Genomic DNA, 15,661 nt, shown 5'->3' on the forward strand with positions numbered 1-15,661 from the left:
GTGCCCGGCGGTCCGGCGGCCGCCCCCGGCCGCACGGCGGGGTCTCCGCGTCAGCCGGGGACGCGGACCGTCTCCACCCAGTCCGGCGGCTGGGGCGCGTCGGCGCCGATCAGAGCCGCGACGAGGCGGCACGGCGGGCTCTCGTCCGGCCACGGGGTGTACCCGTCGGTGAGGACGACGACGACGCTCGGGCGGTCCGGGACCGCCAGTGCCGCCTCGATGCCGACCCGCATGTCGGTACCGCCACCGCCGGCCAGGGTGATCTGCTCGGTCGCCGTCACCCGGGACACCGCGTGCACGTCGGCGTCGCACGCGAGCACGCTCACCCGGTTGCCGCGGATGCCCACCTCGCGCAGCACACCCGTCACCTCGGCGAGGGCGGCGCCCAGTTCGGCCTCCCCCATCGAACCGGAGGTGTCGATGACGACGGCCACCCGGGGCAGCGGACGGCGCAGGCTGGGCAGGACCACACCGCGCAGCGCCGGAGTCCGGCGCGAGGGGCGGCGGTAGGTGTAGTCGACCGCTCCGGCGGCCCAGGCGGCGGCCTCCCGGACCGCGCCGGTCAGCGCCCGCCGCCAGTCCACGGTGGGTTCGAGGGTCTCCTCCGCCCAGCGCTGCCAGCCCGCGGGCAGGGTGCCGCGGCTGCGCCGGTGGGCGCGCATCGCCTCGGCGGTCCGCCGGCGCAGGGCCTGCGCCTCGACCTCGCCGATCCGCGCGGGACCGGCGGAGTCGGACAGTTCCCAGGGCACGGGCCGGCCGTGGGCGCCCGATCCGCAGTCCGGTGTCCGCACGTGCGCGGGCAGCGCGTCGACGTACGCCTCGAACAACTGGCCTTCGGGCAGGCCGAAGAGCCGGGGTTCCATGCGCCCCTCGGGCAGCAGAAGGCCGTCGGCGAGCAGGTCGTCGTTGATCTCGCAGTCCTGCGCGACGTTGACGCGGTGCGGGTCGCGCTGGGTGGCGGCGGGCAGCCGGTCGGCCCGGCCGTGGTGGTCGCGCAGCAGGTGGGCCGCCTCGTGCACCCACACACCCGCGAGTTCGGGCACCGGGGTCGCGTCGACGAAGGCGGGCGACACGTAGCAGCGCCAGTGCCGGTCCACGCCCATCGTCGGCACGTCACCGCTCGGGACGACGGTCAGGGCGTACAGCGCGGACGCCAGGTAGGGCCGGTCGGTGGCCGCCCGGTAGCGGGCGGCCAGCAGTCTGGTCAGGTCCAGGGCGGCGCGGGGGTGCTCCGTCATCCCCGCGTCCTCACCGGCCGGCGCCGGGCAGCGCTCCGGACATCTGCAACAGGTCCAGGAAGGCGTCGATGCCGGGCGGTACGGGCCAGTCCAAGTGCCGCATCAGGGCGAGGTCGGTGGCGGCGCGGGCGGCCACGTCCGGTACGCCGGCGTCCACGGCCTTCGCCAGTACCGCCCAGCCCGCCTCCCAGCGGGGCCGGGTGAGGTCGTCCTGGACGGCGGCGACCACGGCGATGAGGAAGGCGAGTTGCCGGTCGCCCCGGTCGGGCAGGGCGAAGGCGTCCGGGTCGGCGAGGACCCGGTCGGGGTCGGGCAGGTCGAGGTGTTCGAGGTAGGACAGCAGCTCGATGCCGGCGCCGTCCCCGACGGCACCGGTGAGCGCGGCGGCAAGGGCCTCGCGGCCGGCGCCCGCCGCGTACCCGGTGGCGAGCAGCCTGAGGGCCATCTCCCAGGTCCGGGGCGACGGCCAGGACCGGCCGCGGCTCTCGGCGTCGCCGGGGATGTGATGGACGAGGCCGGGCCGGGCGGTGAGGAAGCCGGAGACCGCGCCGCGTGCCCGGGCGACCGCGCCGGGCACCCGGCCCGCGTCGACGACGGGTACGGCCACCTCCGGCCAGGTGCCGGCCATGCCGCGGGCGACCGTGCGGGGGTCGTGGGTCCATTCGAGGTGGACGAACCGGTTGGCGAGCGGCGGGCTGAGATGCCAGCCGTCCGCCGCGCTGGAGGGCGGGTTGGCGGCGGCGACGATGCGTACCGCGTCGGGCAGGACCAGGCTGCCGACGCGCCGTTCGAGCACCACGCGCAGCAGGGCCGCCTGCACGGCCGGCGGCGCGGAGGAGAGTTCGTCGAAGAAGAGCAGGCCCTGTCCGGCGCGGGCGAGGCGGACGGCCCAGTCCGGGGGTGCCATCGGCACACCGGTGACGGCGGGGTCGTCGCCGACGACGGGCAGTCCGGCGAAGTCGGAGGGCTCGTGCACGCTGGCGATGACGGTCTCCAGCGCCAGGCCGAGTCCGGCGGCGAGCTGTTCCAGGGCTGCCGACTTGCCGATGCCCGGTTCGCCCCAGAGCAGCACCGGCTGATTGGCCGTCACGGCGAGGGCCAGGGCCTCCAGTTGCGGGTTCGCGGCGGGCTCGGTGCGCCGCGTGCGCAGCCTGCGGTTGAGGTCGTCGGCGGCCGCCAGCGGGCCGGCGGACGTGGCGGAGGAGGCGGGCATGGCGGCGGGGGTGGCGCGGTCGGTGCGGTTGGTTCGGTCGGTGCGGTCGGTTCGGTCGGCTCCGTCGGCTCCGTCGGCTCCGTCGGTTAGGTCGGTTCGATCGGCGCTCACAGGGCCGGCTCCTCCTCGTCGTCGGGTTCGTCCGAGTCGTACCGCTCCCGCTCGTCCATGTGCTCGTCCCACCAGTCGGCGCCGATCCCCGGGTGCTCCGCCTCCACGCGGTCGCGGAGGAAGGCGAGGTCGGACCGTTTGTAGCGGCGGACGAGCTGGGCGAGGGACAGTTCGGACTCGTCGATCGCGTCGAGCCGCGCCCCGGCGGCGACCAGGGCCTCCACGAGCGCCTTGGAACCGAGGTCGTTGACCGCCGCGAACAGGGGGGTGCGCTCGCGCCGGTCGCGGGCCTCCAGGTCCGCTCCCCCGGCCAGCAGCCGGGGCAGCAGGGTCTCGTGGTCCAGGAGGTTCAGCACGTGCAGCAGGGTGCGGCCGCCGGCGTCCCGCACCCGGGGGTCCATACCGGCGTCCAGGAGTGCCAGGACACCGGGGGTGTCGCCGTGCTGGGCGCGCTGGAACAGTTCGCCGCGCTGGGCCCGCAGTGCCTTGGGCAGGCGGCCCTTCCCGGACGTCCAGGTCTGTTCCACGGCGAAGCAGCCGGCGACGGCACCGCCGAAGGCGCGCAGGGCTCGTTCGCGCTGCTGTTCGTCGTCGCTGTGCGGCATGCTCAGCGGGCCGCCGGGCCGGAAGCCGACCTCGTGCCACGCGCCGCGGCACCTGACCCGCACGGGCGCGGGGGCCGTCGGCGCGGGCGGGCCGCCCTGGTCCGCCGGGACCCGGAGGGCGGGGAACAGCGCCTCGCGGACCAGCGGGTGGAGGTGCTCCGCGGCGATCTCGCCGTCCCGCAGGAGATCGAGGTCGGGGAGCCTGCGCCAGAGGGCCTCGGCGAGGAAGGGCAGGCCCTCGGCGTCCTCCCGGTCGACGGCGCGGACGGCCAGCCCGGCGTCGTCGGTGAGCTCCAGCAGGATGTACGTCCGCCAGTGCGCGGCGATGAGGAATCGGTTGCCGGCGCCCGCGGCCTGCTGCCTGCGGATCTCCGGCTCCAGGCGGCCGTGGTTCAGCGGGATGCCGCTCAGCAGCCGCTCCGGGTCCGCCTGGTACCAGCCGGACTTCTGCGGAGGCGTCAGGTCCAGCCTGATCCCGGCCTCGGCGAAGGCGGCCGGCGACCCGTCCTTCCGGTGCGTCAGCATGATCCGCTCGGTCCGGGCCGCGGGGTCGTCGGCGCCGGGTCCGGCCGTCGGGAACTCGTCCGGGCCCAGGGCGGTGCCGTCGGCGTGGCGGAACGGCGACCGGTCCGGGCCGCCTCCGCATCGCTCGCGCAGTTCCGCGGCGTGCCGTGCGTCCCAGAGGTGCCGGGCGAGGCGCCAGTCGTCGGTGGTGGATCCGAAGACGCCGGCGGTCTGCTCGTCCCTGAGGGTCCGGAAGCGCAGCGCGATCCGCTGTGGTCCGTCGGCCATGGGTCCGGTGGTGACGTGCAGGTACGGCGTGGCCCGCGGGCCCTCGCCCTGGGTTCTCGGCCGGTAGCGCGCGAGGACGACCGTGCGGTCCGTGGCGAGCGTGGTCCGGCCGCCCAGGGTGCGCGGCAGGTGCCAGCGCAGCAGGTCGGGGGCGAGGTGCCGGAGGTCGGCCACGAGGGCGGCGGCGGTGTCGTCGCCGCAGTGCTCGGCGACCTCGGACAGGTCGAAGGCGACGTCCACGTTGGCCGCCGCGCAGGCGCCGCGCCAGTCACCGGCCAGCCGGCGCTCGGTGGCTCGCTCGATCATCCACCGGGGCACGGCGTAACGGCGTGCCCGGCGCCAGCCGGATGCCTCGTCCGGTGGGAGGCAGCGGAGTTCGGCCGGGGAGCTCACCGGTAGACACTTCCTATCGCGCGCAGGTCGGGGTGTGCCGCGCCGAGGGGCCGCAGCCGCCGGGTGAAGGACCGCTTCACCTTGCGGGGCAGGCCGGGGCCGAGGCCGACGTACTCCAGCGGCGAGTCGTCGGGTACCGCGGCCAGCAGGGTCTTGGCGCCCCGGCCGGTCAGGCCGGTGTGGCACAGTTCCAGCCGGCGCAGTGGGCTGCCCGGCAGTGCGGCGGCCAGCGCGTGGGCGCCGTCGTCGCCGGTGGTGTTGGCGGGGGCGCCGAGACTGCGTTCGGACAGGGGGCGGCCCAGGTCGAGGACCTCGATGCCGGCCAGGGAGCCGGCGAGGGCGCGGGCGCCGGCGGGGCCGATGCCGTTGCCGCCGAGGCCGAGGCGGACGGGGTGTACCGGGTCGGCCGCGGCCGCGAGGATCGCGGCGCCCTCGTCGCCGAGGTGGTTGGCGGGGAGGTACAGCTCGCGTACGCCCGCGTCCCGGATCAGCGCCGCGAGCAGCGGGGCGGCGTCCGCGGTCAGGCCGTTGCCGCCGAGGAAGAGGCGTTCCACCGGGGCGGGGCGGTCGGTGAGGGCGTCGAGCAGGGCGCGCAGGCCGTCGGTGGTCACCCCGGTGTTGACCAGGTCGAGGGTGCGCAGCGCGGTGTTGCGCCGGAGCAGCGCGGCGAGTGCGTGGGCGCCCTCGTCGCCGACCGGGTTGCGCTTGAGCCAGAGGGCCCGGACGGTGTCGTCGGCCGAGAGGGCGTCGGCGAGCGCGGCGGTGCCCCGCGGGCCGATGCGGTTGCAGCCGAGGTAGAGGGTGCGCAGGCCGTGGCCGTCGGTCAGCGCGTCGGCGACCGTGCGGGCTCCCTCGTCGCCGATGGCGTTGGTGCCGAGCAGGACGTGCGCGGCGTGCGGGGAGGCCGCGGCGACGGGCATCAGCCGGGCGGCACCGGCCGTTCCCAGGCCCTGCTTGCACAGGTCGACCCGGCCGTCCGCGCGGACGGTGCCGAGCGGGAAGGTCTCGTCGGTGTCCAGGGACGGCGCGGACCGCAGGCGGTCGAGCAGTGGTTCCAGCGCGGCGGGGTCGCTGATCGGGATGTCCGGGTGCTCGATCGCGGGGCAGCGTACGGGTGTCGGCTGCGTCATCACCACTCCACCGGTCCGTGGCCGGCGCCCGGGTGCCGGGGGCGGCCTCGCCCTCCGCCCGCCCAGGACGAACCGACGCCAGTCGACTTTCCTCCACGAATAGGCGGCAAGACCGGTCGGATTCGAACCGACGTCCTCCAGCTCGATGCTTGGGCGCGACGACCTCTGCGCTACAGCCTTGCCGCAGTGATCATAGCGGAGTTTCGGCCATGTGTTCGGTGTCGGCCGCGGGTCAGGCCACCAGCCCCGCGATGTGGGCGGTGACCGTGTCGAGGATGTCGGTCCAGGCCGACTCGTCGCCCAGGACCAGGTAGTTGAGGGTCAGGCCGTCGGTCACGGCGGCCAGGTAGCGGGCCAGTACGGAGACGGGGACGCGGAGTTCGAGGTCGCGGCTGCTGCGCAGGCGCTCGATCAGCTCGGCGTAGGCGATGCCGTACAGCTCGTACTGCCGTCGGGCCAGGTGCTCGAACCCCGGCTCGCGCAGGGCGTACTGGGTGAGTTCGTAGGTGAGCATGTGCTCGTCGGGGTGTTCGCGGACGTGGTGCCAGTACGCCTCGAAGCCGGCCCGGACGGTCTCCGCCAGCGTGCCCCTGGGCCGCAGCGCCTCCCGCACGACGGTCACCGAGTGGTCGGTGAGGGCGGTGATGACGGACTCGATCAGGGCCTGCTTGGAGTCGAAGCAGTAGTGGAAGACGCTCAGTGAGACGCCCGCCTCGGCGGCGATGGCCCGGGTCGTCGCCTTGGCGACGCCGTCCCGGGCCATCGTCCTGATGGCCGCTTCCGTCAGCTGTTCGCGCCGCTGTGCCGACGGCATGCGTGCCATCCGTGAACTCCCGCCTCAGGCGCTGTGGACCCCGACCTCGTACAGCGAGTATCCCCAGTCGGTGCCGCGGTCGAGGCCGTGCACCCGGACGTAGCGGGCCGGGGTCCCGGTGAACCGGGCCGTGTCCAGGCCGCCGTCACCGCTGGTGGTGGACCAGACGGTCGCCCAGTTCGTGCCGTCGGTGGAGAGTTCGATGCGGTACGCCTTGCCGTACGCGCGCTCCCAGTCGAGCGTCACGCGGGAGACCAGGTGGGTGGAGCCGAGGTCGGCCTGCCACCACTGGTCGTCGCTCCAGTCGCTGGCCCAGCGGGTGGTGTCGTCGCCGTCGGCGGCACGCCCCGGCTGGTAGCTGGTGAACGGGTTCGACTCGGAGGAACTGGCCGTCGCCGGCTGCCCCTTGGCGAGGTTCACCGAGGCCTGGTGCCGTTCGGTGGCCCCCCAGGTGTCCAGGTAGGACTCGGCGCCGCGGAACAGGTCGTTCACCACGTCCTGGCCGCCGGCCTGCCGGATGTCCTCGATCCAGTCGGGGATCATCCCCGCGTGGGCCGCGCCGTCGGTGTTGATGTCGAAGGTGCGCTCACCGGAGGTCTGCCGGTCGATGACGGAACCGCCGTCGACGCTTCTGAAGGGGTACGTCACCTTGTTCGCGGTGTCCGCTCCGCGGGGGGCGGGGTGGTCGCCGATGCCGTTGAAGTCGGTGCCGTAGCCGTAGCCCACGCCGTACTTGTCACGCAGCGCCTTGGTCCGGGCGGCTTCCGCGACGAAGCCCTCGGAGCCGTGCATGTACTGGGCGACGAAGCCGCCGAGGGCGTAGACCCGCTCGGTCCAGTCCAGGTCCATCCAGCTGTGCGAGGAGATCACGCCGGGGTAGGAAGCGGACTCCAGGATGTCGAGTGCCTGGCCGACGGCCTTGACGCTCATGTGGTCGATCTCCAGCATCATCTTGCGCTTCATCATGCCGCGCACGGCGTACTCGCCGAGTTCGGTGAGACCGCGTCTGTTGCACTGGGCGTCCGCGTCGTACGCGGGGACGTCCACGCCGGCCGGCAGGTCCGACTCCGCCGCCGAGGAGGCGCTTCCGATGGGGTTGTCGTGCTGCGGGCCGGTGCACTTCTCGGTCCCCCAGAAGGTGCCGGTGGACAGGAACTGGCCGACGTTGATGGCCGTTCCGAGGCCTCCGGAGTCGAAGCGGACACCGCACAGGGCGTTGTCGAACTTGTGGCAGAGGAACATGGAGCGGACGCCGAGCGCGTAGAGCTCGTCGAGGCCCTTGTCGATGTCCTCCTTGCCGCACTGCGGGATGTCCAGGATCTGCTTGCAGCCGAAGGGTTCGGAGGTCTCGACGCCGAGGACGACGGCGAGCTTGCCCTCCTCGATCACCTGCCGCGCCTGCGCGCTGTCGGTCACGATCCGGAACCAGCCCCTGCCCGTGCCGCCGTACATCTTGTCGATGTACGCCTGGAGCGCGTAGGTCATCCTCGCCTGCAACCGGATCGAGGTCATCTCGTCACAACTGCGGTCCTTGAAGGGGTAGATCGAGCAGATCATGCCGTTGGTGACGAGGTCGTTGACGAGCACCCGCTGTCCCCCGCGCCAGGCCCGCTCCACCCAGGCGTAGTAGTCGGCCTGGTGGGTCATCGAGTCGTACGCGGGCCAGTCCCTGAAGGTCGGCCAGCCGACGGGGTCGTGCTTGCCGTCGCCGCCGTGGGTGATGTAGTCGAAGAGCGCGAGACTGCCGTCGGGGTAGTGCTCGGGACAGTCCTTCAGGGCGTCGGCGACACCGGCCTCGGAGAAGACCTTGCCGCAGATCAGGCGGCCGCCGAAGGCCTCGTTGCCGAACAGGTGGTTGTGCGCGTCGACGAACCCGCGCACTTCCCCTGCCGAGTTCGTACCGGTGAACGGCTCGCCGGTGACGTTGATCTGGACGTCCGGGGCCGGTCGGGCGGTCGGGTCCCACCAGTTGTCGCCGGCCGCCGAACTCGGCGTGGGCCCGAGGGCCATGGTCAGTACCAGGAGCAGCAGCGACAGCATGGTGACGTTCCTGCGTCTGCGGTACGAGCGTCGAAACGGCGTCACGGCCCACGTCCCTCGGTCGGCGGGAGCGCGCGGTTGACGGAACCATGACGTTGTCATGAACCGCGCAATACCTGGGACGAGGATCGGGCCGCGCACCTACCGAGTCAAGTGTCCGGGACGCTTGACCTGATGACTCAACGGCCTTGCTCCCGGGCCCAGTCGGCCAGCACCGGGACGCATCGCTCGGCGAAGTGCTCGTAGTCGGCCGGGGTGTTGTAGACGTGCGCGGACACGCGCAGGTAGCCGATGCCGTCGAAGCTGGTGAAGGCGGCCTCGACGGCGAGTTCGCGGGCCGCCCGGTCGCGCAGCGCGTCGGCCTCGATCCTGCTGCGCCCGAGGCCGTCGGGCAGCCGCACCAGGCGCATGCCGGGGACCGGCATCCCGACGTGGGCCCGGCTGTCCTCGCCGCTGAGGCGGGTGACGGCGGCACCGATGACATGGGCGGCGTGGTCCGCGAGGCGGTCCAGGTGCCGGCGGGCGGCGGACCAGCCCCAGGTGTCCTCGACGAACGCGAGGGACGTCGGCGCCGCCAGGTAGGAGGTGGCGTCGAGGGTGCCCTGGTGGTCGAAGCGGACGGGATACGGCTCCGCGGCTCCCCAGGAGTCGATCAGCGGGCACAGCCGGTCCCGCAGCGGGCCGCGGGCGACCAGGGCCGCGGTGCCGCGCGGGGCGCAGCCCCATTTGTGCAGGTTCCCGGTCCAGAAGTCGTACGTCGCGTCGGCGAGCGGGGCGGCGAGCAGGCCGGGCGCGTGAGCGCCGTCGACGAGCATCGGCACGCCCCGGCGGCGTGCCTCCGCGCCGATGCGCTCGACCGGGAGGCGGCGCGCGGTCGCGGAGGTGATCTGGTCGACCACGACGAGGTCGGTGGCCTCACCGAGTTCGGCCACGACGGCCTCGTACGCCTCGTCCTCGTCGGCGCCGAGCGGTACCCGCGCCGTGCGCACCCGGCCGCCCCAGCGGCGGGCCAGCCGCTCGGCACCCATGGTGACGGCCCCGTAGCCGTGGTCGGTGACGACGATCTCCCCGCCGGCACGGCGTTCGAGCGCGTTGAAGACCACGCTGGCGCCGGCGCTGGCGTTCGGCACCAGGGCGAGGTCGCCGGCGTCGACGCGCAGGAAACGGGCGAGGTCGGCCCGGGTGGCGGCGAGCCGCTGCGGCAGCTCCGGGAACCACACCACCGGCGCGCGCTCCATCTCGGCGCGCAGCTCCGCCTGCCGCTGCTGCGCCACCAGCGGGACGGCACCGAACGATCCGTGGTTCAGGTGCAGCAGGGCGGGGTCCAGCGACCACGCCGCGGCGGCGGGCCTGCCGTCGGGCAGCAGCAGGGGGTGCGGCGCGAGGGCCACCTCGGTCTCGGTCACGCGGCAGGCCTCCGGAAGCGGGGGGTGATCTCCCGGCATCCTGACACGGTGGTGACCTGCGGCCACGCGCCGGGGTCGCCGCACCGCGGCGCGCTCAGTCCACGGGCCAGGTGTGCGCGGCCGCGTTCAGATGCATGTAGTCCATGTACGCGGCGGTCATCCGGCGCAGGGCCTCCCGGCGGTCGTGGACGCCGGTCCGTTCCAGGTGGTGGACCGTCTCCGCCTGCCACAGGGCGCCGTTGCGGCCGTCGACACAGCGCCGCTCGATGATGCCGAGCATCGGCTCGCGCCAGGAGGCGTCCAGTCCCGCCAGCTCCAGGCCCCGGTGCGCCAGGGGCAGCAGTCGTCTCAACACCAGTTCGGTGACCGGCACTTCGCCCGTCCCGGGCCAGTAAAGGCGGGCGTCGATGCCGTCGCGGGCGGCCGCGTGCAGGTTCTCCTCGGCGACCGCGAAGGACATCCGGGACCAGACCGGACGGTCCTCGTCCACGAGGGCACGGGTCAGGCCGTAGTACAGGGCGGCGTTGGCGATGGTGTCGGCGACGGTCGGGCCGGCGGGCAGCACGCGGTTCTCGATGCGCAGGTGGGGACCGCTGTCGGTGACGGCGTAGACCGGGCGGTTCCAGCGGTAGATCGTGCCGTTGTGCAGGGTGAGTTCGCCCAGCTGCGGCACCCCGCCGGCGGCGAGGGTCCGCTGCGGGTCCTCGTCGTCGCACAGCGGCAGCAGCGCCGGGAAGTAGCGGACGTTCTCCTCGAACAGGTCGAAGACACTGGTGATCCACCGTTCGCCGAACCACACCCGCGGCCGTACCCCCTGGGCCTTGATCTCCTCGGGGCGGGTGTCCGTGGCCTGTTCGAACAGGGGGACGCGGGTCTCACGCCACAGTTCCCTGCCGAAGAGGAAGGGCGAGTTGGCGGCCAGGGCGATCTGCACGCCCGCGACGGCCTGGGCCGCGTTCCAGTAGTCCGCGAACTCCTTCGGGGCGACCTGGAGGTGGAACTGCGTGCTGGTGCAGGCGGCCTCGGGGGTGATCGCCTCGGCGTACATGGAGAGCCGGTCCACGCCCTCGAGCCGGATCCGCAGGTCCTCGCCGCGGGCCGCGAAGATCTGCTCGTTGAGCAGTCGGTAGCGGGGATCACCGGACAGGGACGCCTCACCCACGTCCGACTCCCCCAGCGTCGGCAGGATCCCGATCATGATGAGGTGGGCGCCCACGGTCGCGGCGCGGTCCTCGGCGTGGTTGAGCGCGTCCCGGATGGTCTGCTCCCAGGCACCGGGGCCGCCGGACGTCAGCTGCCGGGGCGGGATGTCGATCTCCAGGTTGAAGCGGCCCAGCTCGCTCGACCAGGCGGGGTCGGCGATCGCCTGGAGCACCTCGGTGTTGCGCATCGCCGGGAGCCCGTCGTCGTCCACCAGGTTGAGCTCGATCTCCATGCCGACCTGGGGGCGCTCGCTCTCGAACCCCGATCCGCGCAGCATCTGCGCCAGTACGTCGAGACAGCCGTGCATCTTCTCGCGGTACCGGCGCCGGTCCTCGCGGGTGAACACCCGGGCCGGAACATCACGTCCCATCGGCCCCTCCCGAGTTCCCTCGGCGGACGTTTCTCGTCCCAGCGTCGCACCTCACCGCGGTCCCGGACACTCGTCGGCTGCTCCGCTCACCCGGCGCGCCCGCGGGGCGGGCGCAGAGTGACCGGAGCGGTCGGTGACGAAGGCGGACCCGGCGGGTCCGCCGCTACGGCCCCTCGGCCGCCACGCCCAGTTCGGTCGCCGCGCGCACGGCGAACCAGACCTCGGTGAAGGCGGCGGTCGTGGCCAGGTCCCGGCCGGTCACCTCGCTGAAGCGGCGCAGCCGGTAGGAGAGGGTGTTGGGGTGGACGTGGAGGGCCGCGGCGGCGTCCTCGGTCCGGCGGTCGCGCTCCATCCAGGTGCGGACGGACACCAGCAGCTGTGATCCGTGGGCCTCGTCGTAGCGCAGGGCCTCGCCGAGGACCTGCTCGACCAGCGCGGCCAGCAGCCGCCGGTCCTCGGGCAGCCAGCGTCCGGTGGCGTCCTCGCCGTAGTGGACGAGCGGCTTGCCCGCCTCCGCGGCGCGTCCGGCCGCCCACTCCGCCTCCTGGCGGGCCACCCGCAGCGGCTCGCCGACGGTGAAGGGGCGGCTCACCCCGCACACCGCGCCGGGCAGGCCGGCCAGGGCCTCGGTGAAGCCGGGTTCGGCCAGGACCAGCCGGTCGTCGCCGCGGCGCAGGGTCAGGTGGGGGTGGTCGGAGAGCGCCACACCGAGCTGCTCGTCCGGGGCGCTGCGGACCACCGCGAGGACGACCGGCCGCCGCGCGTCCAGGCCGTGGTGGGCCAGCCGGCGCTGGGCGCCGGCCGGGTCGAGGGTGTCCTGGAGCATCTCGGCGAGGGTCTCCGCGCCCTCCCGGCGGAGCACCTCCCGCTCCTGGCGGACCATCGCGAGCCGCAGGGCCGCGACGGTGGCGAGGTGCTGGACGACGGCCAGACCGGCGGGGCGGGCACCGGCCTGTTCCAGGGCGACCAGGTAGCCGGCGGCGCCGCCCGGGCCGAGGACCGGGAGCACGAAGCCGCCGGGCACGGTCGGCGGGGCGTCCGGGTCCTCGGGCAGCACCGAGAGGTCCGCGGGCGCCGCGACACCGGGCAGCAGGGGCCGGCCCTGGGTGGTGCACAGGAAGATCCGGTAGCCGCTGAGCTGTTCCAGGCGGTCGAAGAGCGCGGGGATGTCCAGGTTCTCCTCGGCCATCCAGCGCAGCGCGCCGAACACCTGGAGCTGGGCGCCCAGCCGCTCGGCGGACTTCTCGCTGACGGCGGCGGCGACCTCCTGCGCGATGGTGACGAAGGGCACCGTGAGCGGGACCTCGAGGACCGGGAAGCCGCGCTCCTCGGCCGCGGCGAGGAAGACCTGCCGCAGTGGCGGGGTGCGCAGCTGGGTGCTGAGCACCAGCGCCGCGACGCCGGCGTCGTCCAGCCGTTCCAGGTAGCGCCGCTGCGCCTCGCCGGCGCGGGGCACGGCGAGGCCCACGGTCATGATGACCTCCGAGCCCTGGAGCCAGGGGGTGGGGTCCTCCAGTTCGCTGACGTGCGCCCAGGAGACCGTTCGGCCCAGGCCGCCGCCGCCCGCGAGCAGCCGCATCTGGAGCGCCGGGAAGGACAGCAGGTCGCCGACGGTCAGGACGGAACGCGATGTGGCTTTGTGGTCGGGCACAAGACAACTGTAGTTCTTGGTGCCGTCAACAATTGACCCTGGCCTTCGGCCGTCCGCACACTGAGGCATCCCCCGCTAGCGGAACCACTCACTCCGCCTCGGGGTCCGCCCACCCGGCGGGTACGCCCCCGTACGACCCCCACACGACAGGAAGGTGCCCGATGACGACCCAGCCCCGTGGACCCGTGGACTCCTCGCGCGTCCCCCGCTACGCGGGACCGGCGACCTTCGCCCGGCTGCCGCGGCTGGACGAGGTGCCCCGCGCGGACATCGCCGTCGTCGGCGTCCCCTTCGACACCGGCGTCTCCTACCGGCCCGGCGCCCGGTTCGCCCCGGCCGCGGTGCGCGAGGCGTCCCGGCTGCTGCGCCCGTACCACCCGGGCCTCGACGTGTCGCCGTTCGCGGCCGCGCAGGTCGCCGACGCCGGAGACATCCCGGTGAACCCCTTCGACATCAACGAGGCGATCGGCACCGTCGAGGAGGAGGCGTCCCGCCTCCAGTCCGACGGCACGAAGCTGGTCACCATCGGCGGCGACCACACCATCGCGCTGCCGCTGCTGCGCGCGGTCGCCAAGCGGCACGGCCCGGTCGCCGTGCTCCACTTCGACGCCCACCTCGACACCTGGGACACCTACTTCGGCGCCGAGTACACCCACGGCACCCCGTTCCGGCGCGCCGTCGAGGAGGGCATCGTCGACACCGAGGCGCTCAGCCACGTCGGCACCCGCGGCCCGCTGTACGGCAAGCGTGACCTGGAGGAGGACCGCCGCCTCGGGTTCGGCATCGTCACCTCCTCCGACGTGCTGCGCCGTGGCGTCGACGAGACGGTGGACGCGCTGCGGCAGCGCATCGGCGACCGGCCGCTGTACGTGTCCGTCGACATCGACGTCCTCGACCCCGCACACGCCCCCGGCACCGGAACCCCGGAAGCCGGCGGCATGACCTCGCGTGAGCTGCTGGAGATCCTGCGCGGCCTCGCCGGGCTCAACCTCGTCGGCGGCGATGTCGTCGAGGTCGCCCCCGCCTACGACCACGCCGACATCACCTCCGTCGCCGCGTCGCACGTCGCCTACGACCTGATCAGCCTGTTCACCCTGGACTCCGCCGGCCCTCGCGAGGAGCAGACATGACCACCAGCCCCCAAGCGGAGCAGCACGACGCCCCGTCGCTGACCGAGATCGAGACGTACGGGGTGGAGCGCATCCCGGACGCCGATCGCACCGCCCGGCCGCTCGACCTGTTCCGGGTCGCCTTCGGCGGCGCGAACACCTTCGCCACCTGCGTCCTCGGCGCCTTCCCGATCCTGTTCGGGCTGTCCTTCTGGCAGGGCCTGGCGGCCACCGGCCTCGGGCTCGCCGTCGGCGCGCTGATCCTCGCGCCGCTGGCCCTGTTCGGTCCGCTCAACGGCACCAGCAACTCGGTGTCCTCCTCCGCCCACCTGGGCGTGCACGGCCGGGTCGTCGGCTCCTTCCTCTCCCTGCTGACGGCGATCGCCTTCTTCTCCATCTCAGTGTGGTCCTCCGGCGACGCCCTGGTCGGCGGCGCCCACCGGATGTTCCACCTGCCCACGAACGACGGTGTGTACGCGCTCGCGTACGGGCTGTTCGCGGCGCTGGTGCTGACGGTGTGCATCTACGGCTTCCGGTTCATGCTCTTCGTGAACAAGATCGCGGTGGCCGCGGCCTCCCTGCTGTTCGTGCTCGGCGCGTTCGCGTTCGGCGGCGACTTCGACGCCGGCTACCAGGGCAGCTTCCATTCGCTGAGCACGCCCGGCTTCTGGCCGGCGTTCATCGGCTCCGCGCTGATCGTGCTCTCCAACCCGGTCTCCTTCGGAGCGTTCCTCGGTGACTGGGCCCGCTACATCCCCGCCGACACCCCGCGCCGCCGGGTGATGGGCGCGGCCTTCCTCTCCCAGATCGCGACGGTCCTGCCGTTCTTCTTCGGCCTGGCGACGGCCTCGATCATCGCCGCGAAGGCGGGCAAGTTCCTCGACCCGAGCGCCCCGGACTACGTCGGCGGGCTGCTGGCCATCTCGCCGTCCTGGTACTTCCTGCCCGTGTGCCTGCTCGCGCTGATCGGCGGCATGTCCACCGGCACCACCTCGCTGTACGGCACCGGTCTCGACTTCGCGAGCGTCTTCACCCGGTTCAGCCGGGTGCAGGCCACGGTGTTCATCGGCGTCCTGTCGATCTCCTTCATCTTCGTCGGCCGGTTCGCCGCGAACCTGACCCAGTCCATCTCCACCTTCGCGACGCTGATCATCGTCTGCACCGCGCCGTGGATGGTCATCATGACGCTGGGCTTCCTCACCCGCCGCGGCTGGTACGACCCCGACTCGCTCCAGGTCTTCAACCGCCGGCAGCGGGGCGGACGGTACTGGTTCACGCACGGCTGGAACTGGCGCGGCATGGCCGCCTGGCTGGCCTCCGCCCTGCTCGCGGTCCAGTTCGTGAACCTCCCCGGCCAGTTCGTGGGTGCCCTGGGCGACCTCGCGGGCGGCGTGGACATCTCCCTGCCGGTCGGACTGGGCCTGGCCGCGGTCAGCTACCTGGCGCTGCTGTGGCTGTTCCCCGAGCCCCGCGCCGTCTTCGGCCCCGAGGGCCCGCGGCTGGTGCGGGCCGTCGACACCCCGGTGCCGCCGATCACCGCCGCCGACGGCGCGCCCGTGGGCGCTCCCGAGCCGGCCGAGGTGTGA

The 15,661-nt window shown here is 73.6% G+C and carries 11 protein-coding genes and 1 tRNA gene; 2 read left to right on the forward strand and 10 right to left on the reverse strand.

Annotated elements, in window-relative coordinates:
• Positions 1–50: 50 nt before the first annotated feature.
• From AAW13_RS29615 to AAW13_RS29655, 10 genes are all read right to left on the reverse strand, one after another.
• A complete protein-coding gene (locus AAW13_RS29615) occupies positions 51–1,238 on the reverse strand; it encodes a vWA domain-containing protein (RefSeq protein WP_046727016.1) in 1,188 nt (395 codons plus the stop codon).
• Positions 1,239–1,248: 10 nt separating this feature from the next.
• Positions 1,249–2,451, reverse strand: a complete 1,203-nt coding sequence (locus AAW13_RS29620; RefSeq protein WP_046727149.1) for an AAA family ATPase — start codon at positions 2,449–2,451, stop codon at positions 1,249–1,251.
• A 107-nt stretch (positions 2,452–2,558) separates the two neighbouring features.
• Entirely contained in the window at positions 2,559–4,352 is a 1,794-nt protein-coding gene (locus tag AAW13_RS29625) for an ankyrin repeat domain-containing protein (protein ID WP_046727017.1), read from the reverse strand.
• On the reverse strand, positions 4,349–5,482 hold the full coding sequence (locus tag AAW13_RS29630; RefSeq protein WP_046727018.1) for a leucine-rich repeat domain-containing protein: 1,134 nt from the start codon (positions 5,480–5,482) through the stop codon (positions 4,349–4,351). The genes AAW13_RS29625 and AAW13_RS29630 overlap by 4 nt, the downstream gene beginning before the upstream one ends.
• 107 nt (positions 5,483–5,589) lie before the next feature.
• Positions 5,590–5,662 (reverse strand) — tRNA-Arg (locus AAW13_RS46075).
• A gap of 52 nt (positions 5,663–5,714) precedes the next feature.
• Positions 5,715–6,305 carry a TetR/AcrR family transcriptional regulator gene (locus AAW13_RS29635; protein WP_046727019.1) on the reverse strand — a complete coding sequence of 197 codons (591 nt, stop codon included), beginning with the start codon at positions 6,303–6,305 and terminating at the stop codon, positions 5,715–5,717.
• 15 nt (positions 6,306–6,320) lie between these two features.
• A complete protein-coding gene (locus AAW13_RS29640) occupies positions 6,321–8,336 on the reverse strand; it encodes a galactose-binding domain-containing protein (protein WP_046727020.1) in 2,016 nt (671 codons plus the stop codon).
• A gap of 179 nt (positions 8,337–8,515) precedes the next feature.
• Positions 8,516–9,742 (reverse strand): aminotransferase class V-fold PLP-dependent enzyme, encoded by a 1,227-nt coding sequence (locus tag AAW13_RS29645; protein WP_046727021.1) that lies wholly within the window; start codon positions 9,740–9,742, stop codon positions 8,516–8,518.
• A gap of 94 nt (positions 9,743–9,836) precedes the next feature.
• The gene (locus tag AAW13_RS29650) at positions 9,837–11,315 is read right to left on the reverse strand and encodes a glutamate-cysteine ligase family protein (protein ID WP_046727022.1); all 1,479 of its coding nucleotides are present in this window, start codon (positions 11,313–11,315) and stop codon (positions 9,837–9,839) included.
• Positions 11,316–11,478: 163 nt separating this feature from the next.
• Positions 11,479–12,966, reverse strand: a complete 1,488-nt coding sequence (locus AAW13_RS29655; RefSeq protein WP_240528778.1) for a PucR family transcriptional regulator — start codon at positions 12,964–12,966, stop codon at positions 11,479–11,481.
• A gap of 161 nt (positions 12,967–13,127) precedes the next feature.
• Between AAW13_RS29655 and speB the strand changes: the two genes are divergently transcribed.
• A complete protein-coding gene (gene speB, locus AAW13_RS29660) occupies positions 13,128–14,096 on the forward strand; it encodes an agmatinase (RefSeq protein ID WP_046727023.1) in 969 nt (322 codons plus the stop codon).
• On the forward strand, positions 14,093–15,661 hold the full coding sequence (locus AAW13_RS29665; RefSeq protein WP_046727024.1) for a purine-cytosine permease family protein: 1,569 nt from the start codon (positions 14,093–14,095) through the stop codon (positions 15,659–15,661). Before speB ends, AAW13_RS29665 begins: the two co-directional genes overlap by 4 nt.

Origin of the sequence: Streptomyces humi (genome assembly GCF_001005085.2) — a bacterium.
Lineage (GTDB): Bacteria > Actinomycetota > Actinomycetes > Streptomycetales > Streptomycetaceae > Streptomyces > Streptomyces humi.